Annotated in this window: 14 protein-coding genes; 6 read left to right on the top strand and 8 right to left on the bottom strand. The window is 61.9% G+C overall.

The window, feature by feature from the left end; genetic code table 11:
• Nucleotides 1-26: 26 nt before the first annotated feature.
• Nucleotides 27-1643: a lipid II flippase MurJ gene (locus FEZ59_RS05280; protein ID WP_238077070.1), complete on the top strand. Its 1617-nt coding sequence runs from the start codon at nucleotides 27-29 to the stop codon at nucleotides 1641-1643.
• On the opposite strand, the gene FEZ59_RS05285 is transcribed toward FEZ59_RS05280, so the two are convergent.
• The 3 genes from FEZ59_RS05285 to FEZ59_RS05295 all read right to left on the bottom strand — a co-directional run bounded on the left by FEZ59_RS05285 (nucleotide 1629) and on the right by FEZ59_RS05295 (nucleotide 4898).
• Nucleotides 1629-2783 (bottom strand): nucleotide pyrophosphatase/phosphodiesterase family protein, encoded by a 1155-nt coding sequence (locus FEZ59_RS05285; RefSeq protein ID WP_172932334.1) that lies wholly within the window; start codon nucleotides 2781-2783, stop codon nucleotides 1629-1631. The two genes, FEZ59_RS05280 and FEZ59_RS05285, sit on opposite strands and share 15 nt — an antisense overlap.
• Before the next feature lie 135 nt (nucleotides 2784-2918).
• Nucleotides 2919-3692, bottom strand: coding sequence for a VOC family protein (locus FEZ59_RS05290; RefSeq protein WP_019747156.1), 774 nt, complete (start codon nucleotides 3690-3692; stop codon nucleotides 2919-2921).
• Nucleotides 3693-3953: 261 nt separating this feature from the next.
• A complete protein-coding gene (locus FEZ59_RS05295) occupies nucleotides 3954-4898 on the bottom strand; it encodes an alpha/beta hydrolase (RefSeq protein WP_172932336.1) in 945 nt (314 codons plus the stop codon).
• A 144-nt stretch (nucleotides 4899-5042) separates the two neighbouring features.
• On the opposite strand from FEZ59_RS05295, the gene FEZ59_RS05300 reads away from it, so the two are divergent.
• Complete coding sequence (locus FEZ59_RS05300) at nucleotides 5043-5255, top strand: hypothetical protein (RefSeq protein ID WP_228118235.1); 213 nt, start codon at nucleotides 5043-5045, stop codon at nucleotides 5253-5255.
• On the opposite strand, the gene FEZ59_RS05305 is transcribed toward FEZ59_RS05300, so the two are convergent.
• On the bottom strand, nucleotides 5237-5998 hold the full coding sequence (locus FEZ59_RS05305; RefSeq protein ID WP_172932340.1) for an SDR family oxidoreductase: 762 nt from the start codon (nucleotides 5996-5998) through the stop codon (nucleotides 5237-5239). The genes FEZ59_RS05300 and FEZ59_RS05305 overlap by 19 nt on opposite strands.
• A 205-nt stretch (nucleotides 5999-6203) precedes the next feature.
• Here FEZ59_RS05305 and FEZ59_RS05310 point away from each other — a divergent pair, with 205 nt between their 5' ends.
• Nucleotides 6204-6362, top strand: coding sequence for a hypothetical protein (locus tag FEZ59_RS05310; protein WP_019747160.1), 159 nt, complete (start codon nucleotides 6204-6206; stop codon nucleotides 6360-6362).
• Nucleotides 6363-6475: 113 nt separating this feature from the next.
• Here FEZ59_RS05310 and FEZ59_RS05315 read toward each other — a convergent pair whose 3' ends face one another.
• Nucleotides 6476-7321 (bottom strand): glycosyltransferase family 92 protein, encoded by an 846-nt coding sequence (locus FEZ59_RS05315; RefSeq protein ID WP_172932342.1) that lies wholly within the window; start codon nucleotides 7319-7321, stop codon nucleotides 6476-6478.
• A gap of 95 nt (nucleotides 7322-7416) precedes the next feature.
• Between FEZ59_RS05315 and FEZ59_RS05320 the strand changes: the two genes are divergently transcribed.
• The 3 genes from FEZ59_RS05320 to FEZ59_RS05330 all read left to right on the top strand — a co-directional run bounded on the left by FEZ59_RS05320 (nucleotide 7417) and on the right by FEZ59_RS05330 (nucleotide 11225).
• Nucleotides 7417-8652, top strand: a complete 1236-nt coding sequence (locus FEZ59_RS05320; protein WP_020906447.1) for a cytochrome P450 — start codon at nucleotides 7417-7419, stop codon at nucleotides 8650-8652.
• Complete coding sequence (locus FEZ59_RS05325) at nucleotides 8649-9212, top strand: TetR/AcrR family transcriptional regulator (RefSeq protein ID WP_019747163.1); 564 nt, start codon at nucleotides 8649-8651, stop codon at nucleotides 9210-9212. Before FEZ59_RS05320 ends, FEZ59_RS05325 begins: the two co-directional genes overlap by 4 nt.
• A 99-nt stretch (nucleotides 9213-9311) precedes the next feature.
• Nucleotides 9312-11225 carry an alkyl sulfatase dimerization domain-containing protein gene (locus FEZ59_RS05330; RefSeq protein WP_172932343.1) on the top strand — a complete coding sequence of 638 codons (1914 nt, stop codon included), beginning with the start codon at nucleotides 9312-9314 and terminating at the stop codon, nucleotides 11223-11225.
• A 36-nt stretch (nucleotides 11226-11261) separates the two neighbouring features.
• Here the strand turns inward: FEZ59_RS05330 and FEZ59_RS05335 are convergent, their stop codons facing one another.
• The 3 genes from FEZ59_RS05335 to FEZ59_RS05345 are packed head-to-tail and all read right to left on the bottom strand — an operon-like array spanning nucleotide 11262 to nucleotide 13869.
• The gene (locus FEZ59_RS05335; RefSeq protein ID WP_019747165.1) at nucleotides 11262-11882 is read right to left on the bottom strand and encodes an L-threonylcarbamoyladenylate synthase; all 621 of its coding nucleotides are present in this window, start codon (nucleotides 11880-11882) and stop codon (nucleotides 11262-11264) included.
• 26 nt (nucleotides 11883-11908) lie between these two features.
• Nucleotides 11909-12334 (bottom strand): MerR family transcriptional regulator, encoded by a 426-nt coding sequence (locus FEZ59_RS05340; RefSeq protein WP_020906449.1) that lies wholly within the window; start codon nucleotides 12332-12334, stop codon nucleotides 11909-11911.
• Nucleotides 12335-12369: 35 nt separating this feature from the next.
• Nucleotides 12370-13869: a SulP family inorganic anion transporter gene (locus FEZ59_RS05345; RefSeq protein WP_172932344.1), complete on the bottom strand. Its 1500-nt coding sequence runs from the start codon at nucleotides 13867-13869 to the stop codon at nucleotides 12370-12372.
• Between the last annotated feature and the right edge of the window lie 67 nt (nucleotides 13870-13936).

Genomic DNA, 13936 nt, shown 5'->3' on the forward strand with positions numbered 1-13936 from the left:
CCTCTGCGATGTGGCACTCTGGCGAGATGGTCGAGAGTATGGGGGAGTCCGAACGTACGGGTGTGACGGGCGGCAGCTTGGCGAAGATGGGCGGGCAAGTGGCGCTCGCCAGCACGGTCAGCCGGATCACCGGCTTCGTCCGCACCCTTGCCCTTGCCGCGGTCCTCGGCATCGCCCTGGTCAGTGATGCGTACAACGCGGCCAACAGCTTCCCGAACATGGTCTATCAGCTCCTCCTCGGCGGGATTCTCGCCAGCGTTCTGCTTCCGTATCTGACACGGCAGCGAAGTCGTGGGCGGACGCTCGAACGAGAGCAGACGCAGCGCGTTCTCACCGTCGGAGCGCTTGCTCTTGCGCTCGTGACGGTAGTGGCGGTGGTGTGCGCGCCGCCTCTGGTCTCGGCCGTGATCGATGATCCGGCTCAACGAGAGTTGACGACGCTCTTCGCGTACTTGCTTCTGCCGGAGATCTTCTTCTACGGCGTCACGGCGATGATGACGGCAGTACTCAGTGTTCGATCAGTGTTCGGCGCGCCGGCCTGGGCGCCGGTGATCAACAACGTCGTCCTTCTGGTGACGGTCGCGGTCTTCCTGTGTATCCCGGGGCCGGTGGCTCTGACTCCCGAGTCGATGACCACCGCGCAGGTTCTGGTGATCGGTATCGGCACTCTGCTCGGGATCGTGGCGCAAACCGCCGTCGTTGCTCGATCGCTGCACCGCAACGGGTTTCGGTGGCGCCTTCGCGTGCGGGTCGTACCGCACACCTGGCGCCCGGTGCGCGTCGGGGCGCCGTTGCTCGGTTGGGTACTTGTGTACGTCGTTGCCGGTCAGATCGGTGTGTGGGTGACGATGAAGGTCACTCTCTCCCGTCACGTCTACTCGATGTACACGCACGCGGATCTGCTGTTTCAAGTGGCGTACGGCATTCTCGGTGTGTCGTTGTTGACGGTGCTGATGCCGCGGATCGCCAGGTCGGTTGCTGCGGGTGACGACGTCGGCGTCGTATCCGATCTCGGCCGGGGAGCCCGGTATTCAGTGGTGGCGCTGATTCCGGTCACGGTGGCGCTCATGGTCTTCGGCCCCTCGTTGACCACCCTGATCTTCTTCGGCCGGGTCGACGGCAGCAGTGCCCGGTTGATCGGGACGGCCGTTGCGGTCAGTGCATTCGGGCTGGTGCCCTTTGCGATGGTCATGCTTCAGCTTCGAGTGTTCTACGCCGACAACAACACCCGAACTCCCGCGGTGATCGCGCTGGTGATGGTGGTAGCCAAGACGGCGCTCGTTCTACTTGCGTCTCTGTCGGCGAGTGACGAAACGCTGGTCCTGGCCGTCTGTGCGGCGGGCTCGTTCTCCTACGTGTGCGGAGCGGCGCTCGGCCACATCCTGCTTCGAAAGCGATACGGGCTGTTGGGATTCCGTCGCGTGCAGGCCACCGTCGGAAGGATTTCGGCGGCGGCAATTCTGGCAGGTGGTTGTGCGCTCGCTTTGGTGGTGGCGGTTCAGAACCGAGTTCCCGAGCCCAGGCTTGCTGCTGTTATTTCATTGTCGGCGGGTGCGGCCGTCGGTGCAGTCGTCCTGTTGGGCGCATGCAAGGTCGTCGGTGTTCCCGAGATTCGCCGGGCTCGGGCCCTACTGCTGTCCTGAGGACAAGAGCGGTACCAGCAGTTCGTCCGGAGTGAGGGCGCCGTGCTGTCCACGGAGGCCGGACAGTCCCGATTCGACAGATCGACGTACGACGGCCACGTCCCCGGACGCAATGGCGATGACATCACCGATCCGGCCGTGATACTCGGAATGCACTGCAGGCCCGAACAATCCTGCGACTATGCCCTCGGATCTCGTCCCGATCCACATGCGGTCACCCAGTTCGGCGCGCCAGCGGTCCGCAACATCTTGTGCAGCGCCTTCTCGGGTGTGGATGTGACGACATCTAGGTTCACCGGCAAGAGCGAGTACATCTTTGGACAGAGTCGGAGTGTTGTCGAAGTCGATCTTGTTCTCGTCCGACACGTCGACCATTCCGTGGTCTGCCGTCACCAGCAATCTCACGTCCGGACCGAGAGCGGCGGCGAGTTGCTCGACCAGTCGATCGACAAGCATCAGTTGGAAAATCCACGGCTCGGACTCGGGGCCGTAGACGTGGCCGAGTGCATCGATCTCGCTGATGTAGCAGTACGTGAACGTACGGTCGGCAGATTTCGACGCGGCCACGGTGCGAGCGAGGAGGTCTCCGTACGCCTGGATTCCGGCGAACTGGGCGCCGCGCATTCCCGCCCGGGTGAGGCCGCTGCCGTCGAATTTGGACGGAACGACGGTAGTGACGGTGATGCCGGCGGCCGCGGCACGATCGAAGGTCGTGGCCTGCGGCTGCAGGGTCTCCGGGACGATGGAGTCGGTCTGAGATTCCTTCTTGCCCGCGCTGTGCCAACCCAGCCAGTTGAACACCGAATCGGCTTCTTCGACGTAAGACTGGTAACCGGTGATTCCGTGCGCCCCCGAGGGCAGCCCGGTCCCCAACGAGACGATGCTGGTGGCCGTCGTCGTGGGGAATCCTGCCCGTATGGGCGTTCCGATGAGTGAGTTCAGGAATGGTGCGTGTTCGGCGTTGCGGGCGAGCAAGTTCGCGCCCATCCCGTCTACCAGCAGAATTACAGTCTTCTGGCTGGGCTGTAGATCGAGACGGTTCGCTTCGCCGCTCACTCCGAGAGAAGCGAGTACCGACGGCGCAAGCGTCGACAGAGTCGGCTGCGAGTACACATCGAGGAGAGGGGCGGGGGCGGGCATCCCATGAGATTAGGCGTTGGACGCAGAAAACTGCATACCTTCTGGGCGAGTGTTCAAATCCGTGCGGTCAAATCGGGACTTTCCAGATGATCAGCGCGCAGAGACCGCGGGCCGGTGCGGCCTCTGCGCGGAGATTCACTCCATGATCGTGGAGATCTGGAACTTGGCACCGAGTGGATCGGCCACCGACGCGAGACGGCCGAAGGGCGTGTCCTCGGGATCGCGCAAGACGCTGCCGCCGAATTCGACGACCTTGGCGACGGCCGCATCGGTGTCGTCCGCCCCGAAGTACACCTGCCAGAACGACGGCACCTCTGCCGGGAGGAACGAGCTGGCATCCATCAAACCGGCGACGACGGTGTCGCCCTGCTTGGCCTGTGAGTACCGGAACTCGTCGCTGTCGCCGATGGACTCGTAAGTCCAGCCGAACACGTCGGTGTAGAACGGCAGGACCGCGGCGTAGTTCTTGGACAAAGTCTCGTGCCACACCGGGGCTCCGGCCTCGCCGACCAGACCGAAGCCGTGGTGCTGATCTGCCTGCCAGATACCGACGACTGCACCGGCAGGATCGCCCACGATCGCCATGCTGCCCTGGGGACCGACCTGCATCGACGGCATCATGATCATTCCGCCCGCGGCTTCGGCCTTGGACGCCGACGTTGCCGCATCAGTCGAGGAGATGTAGGTGGTCCAGACGTTGCCGTACGGGTTTCCCTCCTGCTGAGGTCCGAGCCCGGCGATGGGCTGCCCGTCTTTGCTGAAGATCGCGTAGCCGCCGTACTGCGGGTCGTCGTTTGTGTCAGTCTGCCAACCGAACACGTTGGTGTAGAAGGATTTGGCGACCTCGGTATCGGAGCTGGTGAGGTCGATCCAACAGGGTGTTCCGTCGAGCGCTGTGCGTGCGGGCATCTGAAACTCTCCTTTACCGAAACGGATACACAAGTACGGGTCGCGCAAATGCTTGGCCGAGGAAGGCGCGAATCTCACGCTACGCGCGTACCCCGACACATTCCCAGGGCTCGAGAGCTTTGGAGTATTTGACCGTTCGCGCTTACCGGTGGGCCGGACCTGCCGACGTAGTCGATCGCCGAATCGTCCTTGATACGCCGAAGTTGATGGGGCACTTGCTCGATCGGCGAGGCCGTTCCGCGGGTGTAGTGCCGGTCCTTGTCAGCTCGTGATCAGCCCCGTGCGATCGAGCCACGCGAGCGCATGACGTGAAAACTCGTCCGGAATCTCCAACTGAGGGGTGTGGCCGGTATCGCCGAGAATGATGGTGGTCCAGTGTGGATGTGCGGCGGCGGCTGCCCGGGCAGCCTCGACCGGGACAAGCCGATCGCGATCGCCGTGTATCAGGAGCGTCGGAGTCGCGATCTCTCGCAGTGTCTTTCGATAAGAGGCCGGACGGGCGAGGGTCATCAACAGTGACCGTGCTGCCTGCAGGAATTCGGCATCCTGAGTGGGTTCGCCGCGACGAATCGCAGTCAAGGCAGCGCCCGCGTCGAGGACCGCGGGGTCTGCTCGCGTCGGATCGGCAAAACACAATCTGGTCATCTGAGCGGCCAACTGCCGGTCGGACATCTTCCGGCGTCCGAAGCCGAGAACCTGCTCACCGACGTACGGCATCGAGTAGAGCGCGAATTGGGCGGCGACGGTCAGATCGGGAAGTTGGACGGGCAGGGGGAGCGCCGGATCCACCAGCACCAGGCCGGCAACTGATTCGGGATTGGCATGGGTCGAGATTGCCGAGACCATTCCCCCCATCGAATTGCCGAACAGGACGGCAGGTTCACCTACTACTGTCTCGAGAAAGCGATTCAGGAGTGCTGCGTTGGCGTCGACGCCGGTGTGCCGCCCACGGGCAGAGGTGAGTCCGAATCCGGCGAGGTCCAGTGCGTACACACGCGTGCGCGCCGCCAGCGTCGGTGCCACCCGCACCCAGTTCAGGTGCGAGCCGCCCAGACCGTGAACGAGCACGATGGGCGGCGCTCCGCTGGGACCGCCGAAGTCGATCCAGTGAACATCACCGCCGAGGTCGGTGATGTTGCTTGTCCCGCCCCACGGGTGTGTGAGGGTGCTTCCGTCGGCGGGTTCGGCCGAAACAGCGGATTCCATACCTGACAGGATGCACCGAGGCGCGGTTCCAGTCACGCTCTCGTCCCGGTTCGGTATCCGAAACTGTGTCCTCGATCACGGATTATCGGGAAGCTCGGGAAACGGGCAAAACGGAATTTGACTGGTGCCAAGTACTTTTCGCGGTTGTCATCGCTTTCCGACGGCCGTGGTGTGCGTCCGGCGGAGGTCGGTTCGGGCATACTGAAAACCATGTGGTGGATGGTCGGGCTCATTGTTCTGGCCGCGCTGGTTTTGGCATCCGTTCTGGTCGGTTTCGTTTTCCGCCGCCCGATCGCCGAAGCCAAGTCGGCGGTGCTTGCCTTCGACGACGCCAGCTCTCAGCCCCAGCGCGACTGACCACCGTCGAGCGGAATTGTTGCTCCAGTCAGATACGCGGCATCCGGGCCGACCAGGAAAGCCACCGCGGTGCCGATGTCCGTTTCGCAGTCCCCGATCCTCCGTAGCGGAATCCCGGCAACAAAAGCGGCAGCCTCTTCCGGGCGTGCATCTGCCCAACGCTGTAGCCCGGGCGAGGATGCATGAGGAGCAACCGCGTTGACTCGGATCCCGTCGACGCCCCATTCGCACGCTGCTGCGCGACTGAGGGCTCGGACGGATTCCTTCACGGCCGCGTATCCGCCGTAGCCGGCGGCGTCCCAACGGACGGCCACGGAACTGACCATGTTGATGATCGCCCCGCCGCCGCGTTCCTTCATGAACGGGTAGCAGGCTTGCATTGTTCGCAGCGTCGCGACGGGACCGGAAGTCAATCCGTCGGCAAGGCGCTCCGGAGTGAGGTCGAGGACGTTGCCGAGCGGGTTGAGGCTGGCGTTGTTGATCAGGATGTCGACGCCGCCGAACAGTTCCACGGTTCGCGCCACGGCAGCGGTGATGGAACCCGCGTCGGCGATATCCACGAGCACCGGTTCGGCACGGCCTCCGCGTTCGGTGATCCGGTTACATGTGACGACGAGTTTCGACTCAGTGCGGCCCGCCACCGCGACGGAAGCACCTTCCTTGGCAAGCGCAAACGCAACACCCTGGCCGACGCCTTGCCCTGCGCCAGTGATCAGGGCCACTTTTCCATCCAACTTGCCCACTGCTGTTCTCCTGCTCGTCATTCAACGGTTCCCGAAGCGTTGTCCGAATCGCGCATTGTTACTCGTGGGTTCCCGCTGGATGAGATGTGAGTTACGTCCCACTCAACGGCACCGCTTCAAATTTCGGCTGTCTTACGTATATTGTGAGCGCCGTTACATACCGGGCGCGCGGACCGCGTACACATTCCATGATGAGGAGCTAGACATGGCATTCACCACTGGCAGCAGCAAGACGGACCTGGCACAGCTCGGCGACTTCCAGAAGATCATTGCAGGCCTGGGCGGCGTTCTCGTCGGCATCGGCGCAGTTGCTGGTCTTCTCGGCGCAATCGGTGGCGCAGGAAGCTCGCAGCCGAAGGCTTGATTGCTTCGCTGAACCGGATTTACGGCCCCCGGCCCGCATTCTGAAGGCATTGCCTTCGTGGATGCGGGCCGGAGGTTTATCTGTACCTGAATACCTGTGTCTTGCAGGCACATTCAATTCTGTGATACGTCAATTGCCGCCGGAACATCCACACCTTCTTCGTGGACTTGGGGTCCGAAGTTCGGCAGCGGAGTGAAGTCGAGTGCCGCCTCCGAACCGCGGTAATGGCGGAAGTAGAAGAGGGATCGGTCGGGCCGCACCAGGCTGTCCGGTCCGCTTGTCTTCCATCCCCAGTGGACGTCCGCTCGCAGAATCTCCGACAGCCTCACGATGTTCTTGCAGCCGTGGCTTTGCAGTCCAAGGCATTTCAATTCCTCGACGTCTCGCAGTTGCCCGTCGCGCGTCCACCTGGATTCGTAGACCAGAGCGTCGAGAACAACACGGTGTGAATCCGCCTGAGTAACTCCGGCAAGTAGAACCTCCCAGTCCAATCCTGGTGCGTGTTCGAGGTATTCGTCGGCGTCGACGAATGCTGCCCACGCGACGGTGTCGCGGTACCGGCTCACGTAATCGACGTAGGCCTCTACCTGTCCGTGCACGATCCGACCGTCCGCGTCGCGCGGTTGCCAGTCGACGATCGTCACCGGAAGGTCGTGCAGTTCTTTGCGGAATGCGACCTGAACTTCACTGTCCGACATCGATCGGGTGAAGGCGCCGTAAGAGTTGCCTCTCTTGTCCTCGCTGCGGCCGTGCCAACGGTTGAGGCTGAATGCGCTTGTCTTGCGGGTGGACCCGACGGAACCGGTGTTGTCGTAGAGAACAACCTCCCAGCCTTGCTCGATGTGGTGCAGGCACCAGTCCCTGATGAAGGGGAGATGTTCGCGGGGGAGCAGGACCGCAACCACGGCGCGGCGTCCGGTGTCAGAGCTGTTCGGGTGGTTCTTCGGGTCCGTGATCACCCGACACACGATAGTGCTCTGCGTGGAAGCGAGTTACTCGATATTGAACATGGAGATAGGTTGACACATCTATCAATTTGTCTCATAGTCGAGTCATGACAACATCTGTGTCACATTCGCCACGGTTTGTTCCTTCCACCGGGGAGTCCTGGCGTTCGCCCTGGGCCATGTACGACGCATTGCGAGAGAACGACCCGGTGCACAACGTGGTGCCGGAAGCCTCGCCGCAGGACGACTACTGGGTGCTCACCCGTCACGAAGACGTCTACAACGCCGCTCGTGATTACGAGACGTACTCGTCGGCAAAGGGATTGACCACCGTCTATGGTGAGCTCGAGCAGATCGGGATGCAGGACAATCCGCCGTTCGTGATGCAGGATCCGCCCGTGCAGTCGGAGTTCCGGCGCATGGTGTCGAAGGGATTCACTCCGCGTCAGGTCTCGGCGGTCGAGCCGATGGTCCGCGAATTCGTCGTCGAACGTATCGAAGCGTTGAAAGCGCGTGGCAGTGGCGATATCGTCGTCGAGCTCTTCAAGCCGTTGCCGTCGATGGTTGTCGCACACTATCTGGGTGTGCCGGAATCGGACCGTGACCAGTTCGACGGCTGGACCGAGGCCATTGTCGCTGCCAATTCGGCAGGTGGCGTGGCCGCGGCAGCGACGACGGCGCAGGCCGCCACCGGTGAGTTGATGATGTACTTCGCTTCGCTGATCGAACGCCGCAAGGTCGAACCGGGTGACGACACGATTTCGCACCTACTCGCCGCTGGACTCGGTGAAGACGGCGACATGTCCGGCCTGCTGTCGATTCTGGGCTTCGCCTTCACCATGGTGGCCGGTGGAAACGACACCACAACAGGAATGCTGGGTGGTTCGGTGGCGATGCTGACCGAACGCCTCGACCAGCGTCAGATCCTGCTGGACGATCCCGCATTGATCACCGACGCGGTCGACGAGTTGCTTCGACTCACCTCGCCGGTCCAAGGACTGGCACGCACCACGACTCGGGATGTGGCCTTGGGCGGCAAAGTGATTCCGGCAGGACGTAAGGTTTTGTTGATGTACGGTGCGGCCAATCGTGATCCCGAAAAGTACGGACCCGACGCGGCGGAGTTGGACGTCTTGCGTCGACCGCAGAAGATTCTCACCTTCAGTCATGGCGCCCACCACTGTCTGGGGGCGTCGGCAGCTCGGATGCAGGCTCGAGTTGCGTTGGAAGAGTTACTCTCCCGGATTCCAGATTTCCATATCGACATCGAAGCGATGCAATACGCGCCGGGCAACTACGTGCGCCGTCCACTCACAGCGCCCATGTCGGTGGCACGGCCGTGAGCAACGACTGGCTCGGTGAGGGGCGCGCCTTGGCGGCAGCCGAGAAGATCCTCGACAGTGCGGCGCAACTGTTCGTCGAGAAAGGTGTCAACGCCGTCGGTATGGCGGAGATAGCCTCTGCTGCAGGATGTTCCCGGGCCACCCTGTATCGGTACTTCGAGAATCGGCAGGCCCTTCACATTGCATTCGTTCACCGCGAAGCGCGCAGGCTGGGAACTGCGATCGCGGAATCGGTAGCGACCATCGATGATCCGAGCGAGCGTCTCGAAACGGCGATGCTCACCGCAGTGTCCGCGGTGCGCAGCACTCCGACGTTGGCTGCATGGTTCACTCCGGGTGATGCGAGTCTTGCAGGTGAACTTGCCAATTCATCCGACGTCATCAACGGACTGGGCGTCGCGATGCTCGGTGAAATCGGAGCAGGCACAGCGTCACGAGCCCGCTGGATCGTGCGAGTGATCCTCTCGCTGCTCATGGTGCCGGGTGCGGACGAGAACGACGAGCGGACGTTGGTGCGTGAGTTCGTTGCTGCGCTGTTGAACGCTGGACGAACCACGTGATCATCCCTTCCGGGTGATGTGCGAGGACTGCGTGGGGATCGAGGATGAACCGGTATCCAGACACAGGACACCGCGAGTTCCCGAGGAGCGTAAGAGAAGATGACTACACCATCCGAACTCGACCCCAAGCCAGCTACCGAAGCGACTCGCCTTGCGAATGCCCAGGTCCTCCGTGATCTTCCGTTCGATGACACATTCGACTTCGAACTGATTTCTCGAGGTCTGGTAGCGCCGCTCATCGACGGCGGGTTGGTCAAGGGTGACAAAGGACAGTTCATCTTCTCCTACGACGCCTACGGGTTCGCCGACGGCGAAGCGCCGGACACCGTCAACCCGAGTCTCTGGCGCCAAGCCACTTTGATGGGAAAGGGCGGCGGGCTCTTCAAGCTTGCCGATCGCCTCTACCAGGTGATCGGCCAGGACTTGTCGAACACGACGATCATCGAGGGCGATACCGGGTTGATCATCGGTGACACCCTGATGTCCGCGGAAACAGCCGCTCTTGCGCTGGAGTTGTACTACCAGCACCGCCCCAAGGTCCCGGTCAAGGCGATCATCTTCACACACTCCCACGGCGATCACTTCGGCGGAGTCAAAGGATTTGTCACCGACGGAGAGATCGAGTCCGGTGCCGTAAAAGTCTATGCACCAGACAGTTTCACGGAGGAAGCGATCTCCGAGAACGTGCTCGCCGGAACGGCGATGACGCGTCGCGGAATGTACATGTACGGATCATTCCTGCGTCCAGGCCCGCAGGGGCAGGTTTCCGGTGGTCTCGGACTGTCCACGTCGCACGGCACGTCGACGTTCGCGGTGCCGACCGACGTCATCACCGAACCGGTACACGAAGAAGTCGTCGACGGTGTGCGCGTGACGTTCATGCTCGCGCCGGGCACCGAAGCGCCGTCCGAAATGTTGTTCTATCTACCCGATTTCAAGGCGCTCGGGTCAGCGGAGGACGTCACGCACACGATGCACAACCTGTACACGTTGCGCGGCGCCAAAACTCGCGACGCCAAGGCCTGGTCGCACTACGTTCGTCTGGCGATGGAACTTTTCCCCGACGTCGAAATCATTTTCGCGCAGCATCATTGGCCCACGTGGGGCAACGACAAGATCTTGAAGCTGATGTCGGATCAGGCAGACCTGTACAAGTATCTGCACGATCAGACGTTGCGTCTTGCCAACAAGGGACTGACACCGGTAGAGATTGCCGACCAGATCGAGGTACCCGACGCCATCGGAAAGCAGTGGTACAACCGCGGGTACTACGGCTCGCTCAGTCACAACGTCAAAGCGATCTACACCTTCTATCTCGGTTGGTTCGACGGCGTTCCCGCTCACCTCAATCCTCATCCGCCGGTGGAGAACGGCAAGCGCTACGTCGAAGCCGTCGGCGGACCCGATGCGCTTCTGACCAAGGGCAAGCAGGCGTTCGACGACGGTGACTATCGCTGGGCGGCCGAGCTGGTGAACCATCTGGTGTTCGCCGATCCGAGTAACCAGAAAGCGCGAGAGTTGTTGGCGGACACGTACGAACAACTCGGCTACCAAGCCGAGAACGGTACGTGGCGCAACTTCTACCTGGTCGGAGCGATGGAATTGCGGCATCCGCTGGCACCGATGCCGTCCAACAACCCCACCGGCCCGGCCGTTGTCGCCGTGATGCCTCTCGAGCAGATGCTGGACTTCTGGGCAGTTCGCCTCGACGGTCCCAAAGCTGCCGGCGTCGACCTGTCGTTGCGATTCGTGTTGTCGGACACTGCGGACAACGTCCTGGTCACAGTGCGCAACGGCGTGCTGAATTACGACACGGACAAGGCAGATGCTTCGGCCGCCCTGACTCTGACCTTGACCCGTGCCGTGTTCAACGAGGTGTATCTGGGAACGACCTCGCTCACCGAATCCATCAAGGCCGGAACGGCAAAAGCTGTGGGAGATCAGTCTGAACTGGAGACGTTCATCTCGCTGCTGGAGGACTTCGATCTGTGGTTCGACATCGTGACGCCGTGACACGTTGCCATCCGTGATGTGGCACGGGCGGGGGGATCATTCGAAACGGGAAGGATCTCCCGCGCCGACGCGCACGATCTCGGGGGCACCGGACGAATAGTCGACCACCGTGGTGGGCTCGGTGCCGCAGTCACCCGAGTCGATGACGGCGTCGAGTTGGTGGTCGAGTTCTTCCTTGATCTGCCAGCCGTCCGTCATCGGCTCCTCGGCGCCGGGCAGGAGAAGGGTGCTGGAGAGGATCGGTTCACCCAACTCTTGCAAGAGCGCCCGCACTACCGGGTGGCTGGGGATACGCACTCCGACGGTCTTCTTCTTGGCGTGTGCCAGTCGACGCGGAACTTCCTTCGTGGCGGGAAGGATGAACGTGTACTGCCCAGGCGTAGCCGCTTTGACCGCCCGGAACGCCGAGTTGGTGACGTGGACGAAGTGCCCGAGCTGCGCGAAGTCGGCACAGACCAGCGTGAAGTGGTGATCCGACCGCAGGTGACGGATCTCGCGGATCCGATCGGTGCCCGAGTGATTGTCCATTCGGGCACCCAGGGCGTAGCAGGAGTCGGTGGGGTAGGCGATGACCGCGTCGTTGCGCAGCATTTCGACGATCTGGCTGATCGCGCGCGGCTGCGGGTTTTCCGGGTGAACGTCGAAATATCGGGCCATCAACCCAGCTTAGTTCAGCTTGAAGATCACGAATGCCGTTCACCGTTCAGACTGTGGTCGGCGAGCAATCCCGTCAGCTCTTCGGCGTAGGCGAGTTGCTTACGTAAGTGTGTGCAGCTTTCTTCCGCCCGGGTGTGGCAATCGGTGACGAATTCGGTTGCAGCGGTTCGCGTTGACGCGTCGGAAGCTTCGTCGCCGAGCACTGCCAGGGAATTGAGGAGTTGTTTCATTTCTTCGAGACTGAATCCGAGCGGCTTCATTCGTCGGATTACCAGTAGCCGTTGGACGTCCGCCTCGGTGTACAAGCGGAATCCTCCGGCGGTCCGCTCCGATGGAGTGACCAGACCGACCTCGTCGTAATGACGGATCGTCTTGATCGACAGTTCGGTGCGTTCGGCAACCTGCCCGATCTGCATGTTCTGTCCCTGGACCGCATGTTCCGGCTCAGACATCACTCCTACTTTCGTCGCGCTGGGCTTCCATACTCTCAGTGACCGTCACCCAGGCGTCCGGACAGGCGCAGATGGCGCTCGGCCGATGCGTCGTCGAGCCCCACGATCTCGACATTCTTGCCTCTGGCCGCGTACTTGGTGGTGATCGCGTCCAGTGTCGCCACGGTCGACGCATCCCAGACATGCGACTCGGACAGATCGATGACAATGTTCTTCGGGTCGTCGACATAGTCGAACTGGTAGATCAGATCGTTGCTGGATGCGAAGAACAGCTCGCCTCGAACCGCATAGACACGGGTGTCCTCGTCCGGATGAGCGACGTCGATCACTTCGGTGAGATGCGCGACGCGGCGGGCGAAGATGACCATCGCGGTGATCACTCCGACGATCACGCCGTAGGCAAGATTGTGGGTCGCGACGGTGACCGCCACGGTGACCAGCATGACCAATGTCTCGCCGATCGGCATGCGGCGCAGGGTCTTCGGATTGATGCTGTGCCAGTCGAAAGTGCCGACCGAGACCATGATCATGACGGCTACCAATGCGGCCATGGGAATCAACGCCACGACATCGCCGAGGCCGACCACGAGTATCAGCAAGAACACGCCCGCCAGGAAGGTCGAGATTCGAGTGCGAGCGCCGGAGACCTTGACGTTGATCATGGTCTGGCCGATCATCGCGCACCCTCCCATGCCTCCGAAGAAGCCGGTGACGATGTTCGCGACGCCTTGGCCCCACCCTTCTCGGGTCTTGTTCGAGTGAGTATCCGTGACGTCGTCGACGAGCTTGGCCGTCATCAACGATTCGAGGAGGCCGACGAGCGCCATGGCCAATGCATACGGAGCAATGATCGACAGTGTGTGCATGTCCAGAGGGACGTCGGGGAACAGTAGCGTCGGCAGGCTCGACGGAAGCTCGCCCTCGTCGCCGACATTGGGGACGTTGAACGCGAAAACGACTGTGGCGGTGGTCAGTAGCACGATCGCCACCAGTGGAGCCGGGACCGCGCTGGTCAGTTTCGGCAGGAATACGAGTATCAGGAGGGCGACGGCCAGAAGTGGGTAGACGAGCCACGGAACATCGATCAGGTGGGGGAGTTGGGCAATGAAGATCAAGATGGCCAGTGCATTGACGAATCCCACCATGACGCTGCGCGGGATGAAGCGCATCAGCTTGGCGACGCCGAGGAGGCTCAACACGATCTGGAGCAGGCCGGCCAGAAGGACTGTCGCAATCAGGTAGTCGATTCCGTACTCGCGCGTCAGTGGAGCGACGACCAGTGCGACGGCGCCGGTAGCTGCGGAGATCATTGCGGGTCGTCCGCCGACGACGGCGATGGTCACTGCCATCGTGAACGACGCGAACAGTCCTACCCGCGGATCGACGCCGGCGATGATCGAGAACGAGATCGCCTCGGGAATCAGTGCCAACGCCACGACCAGTCCGGCCAAAACTTCCGTTTTGAGACGGCGAGGTGACCGGAGCGCGGCCCGAACCGAATTGTCGTTGGTGGATGAAGCGATGGTTACTGCCATGAGATTCCGTCCTGACGAGGTTCTCATACTCTACCCTCCCGTAAGGGTAGAGTATGAACGGAGTTCT

It is taken from the genome of Rhodococcus sp. MS13 (genome assembly GCF_013277835.1).
Taxonomy (GTDB): Bacteria; Actinomycetota; Actinomycetes; order Mycobacteriales; family Mycobacteriaceae; genus Rhodococcus_F; species Rhodococcus_F erythropolis.

Coding starts and splice junctions, on each gene's coding strand:
- FEZ59_RS05335 (WP_019747165.1), bottom strand. CDS start 11,882: ATGGCCCGATATTTCGACGTTCACCCGGAAAACCCGCAGCCGCGCGCG.
- FEZ59_RS05280 (WP_238077070.1), top strand. CDS start 27: ATGGTCGAGAGTATGGGGGAGTCCGAACGTACGGGTGTGACGGGCGGC.
- FEZ59_RS05285 (WP_172932334.1), bottom strand. CDS start 2,783: ATGCCCGCCCCCGCCCCTCTCCTCGATGTGTACTCGCAGCCGACTCTG.
- FEZ59_RS05340 (WP_020906449.1), bottom strand. CDS start 12,334: ATGTCTGAGCCGGAACATGCGGTCCAGGGACAGAACATGCAGATCGGG.
- FEZ59_RS05310 (WP_019747160.1), top strand. CDS start 6,204: ATGGCATTCACCACTGGCAGCAGCAAGACGGACCTGGCACAGCTCGGC.
- FEZ59_RS05290 (WP_019747156.1), bottom strand. CDS start 3,692: ATGCCCGCACGCACAGCGCTCGACGGAACACCCTGTTGGATCGACCTC.
- FEZ59_RS05320 (WP_020906447.1), top strand. CDS start 7,417: ATGACAACATCTGTGTCACATTCGCCACGGTTTGTTCCTTCCACCGGG.
- FEZ59_RS05330 (WP_172932343.1), top strand. CDS start 9,312: ATGACTACACCATCCGAACTCGACCCCAAGCCAGCTACCGAAGCGACT.
- FEZ59_RS05295 (WP_172932336.1), bottom strand. CDS start 4,898: ATGGAATCCGCTGTTTCGGCCGAACCCGCCGACGGAAGCACCCTCACA.
- FEZ59_RS05345 (WP_172932344.1), bottom strand. CDS start 13,869: ATGGCAGTAACCATCGCTTCATCCACCAACGACAATTCGGTTCGGGCC.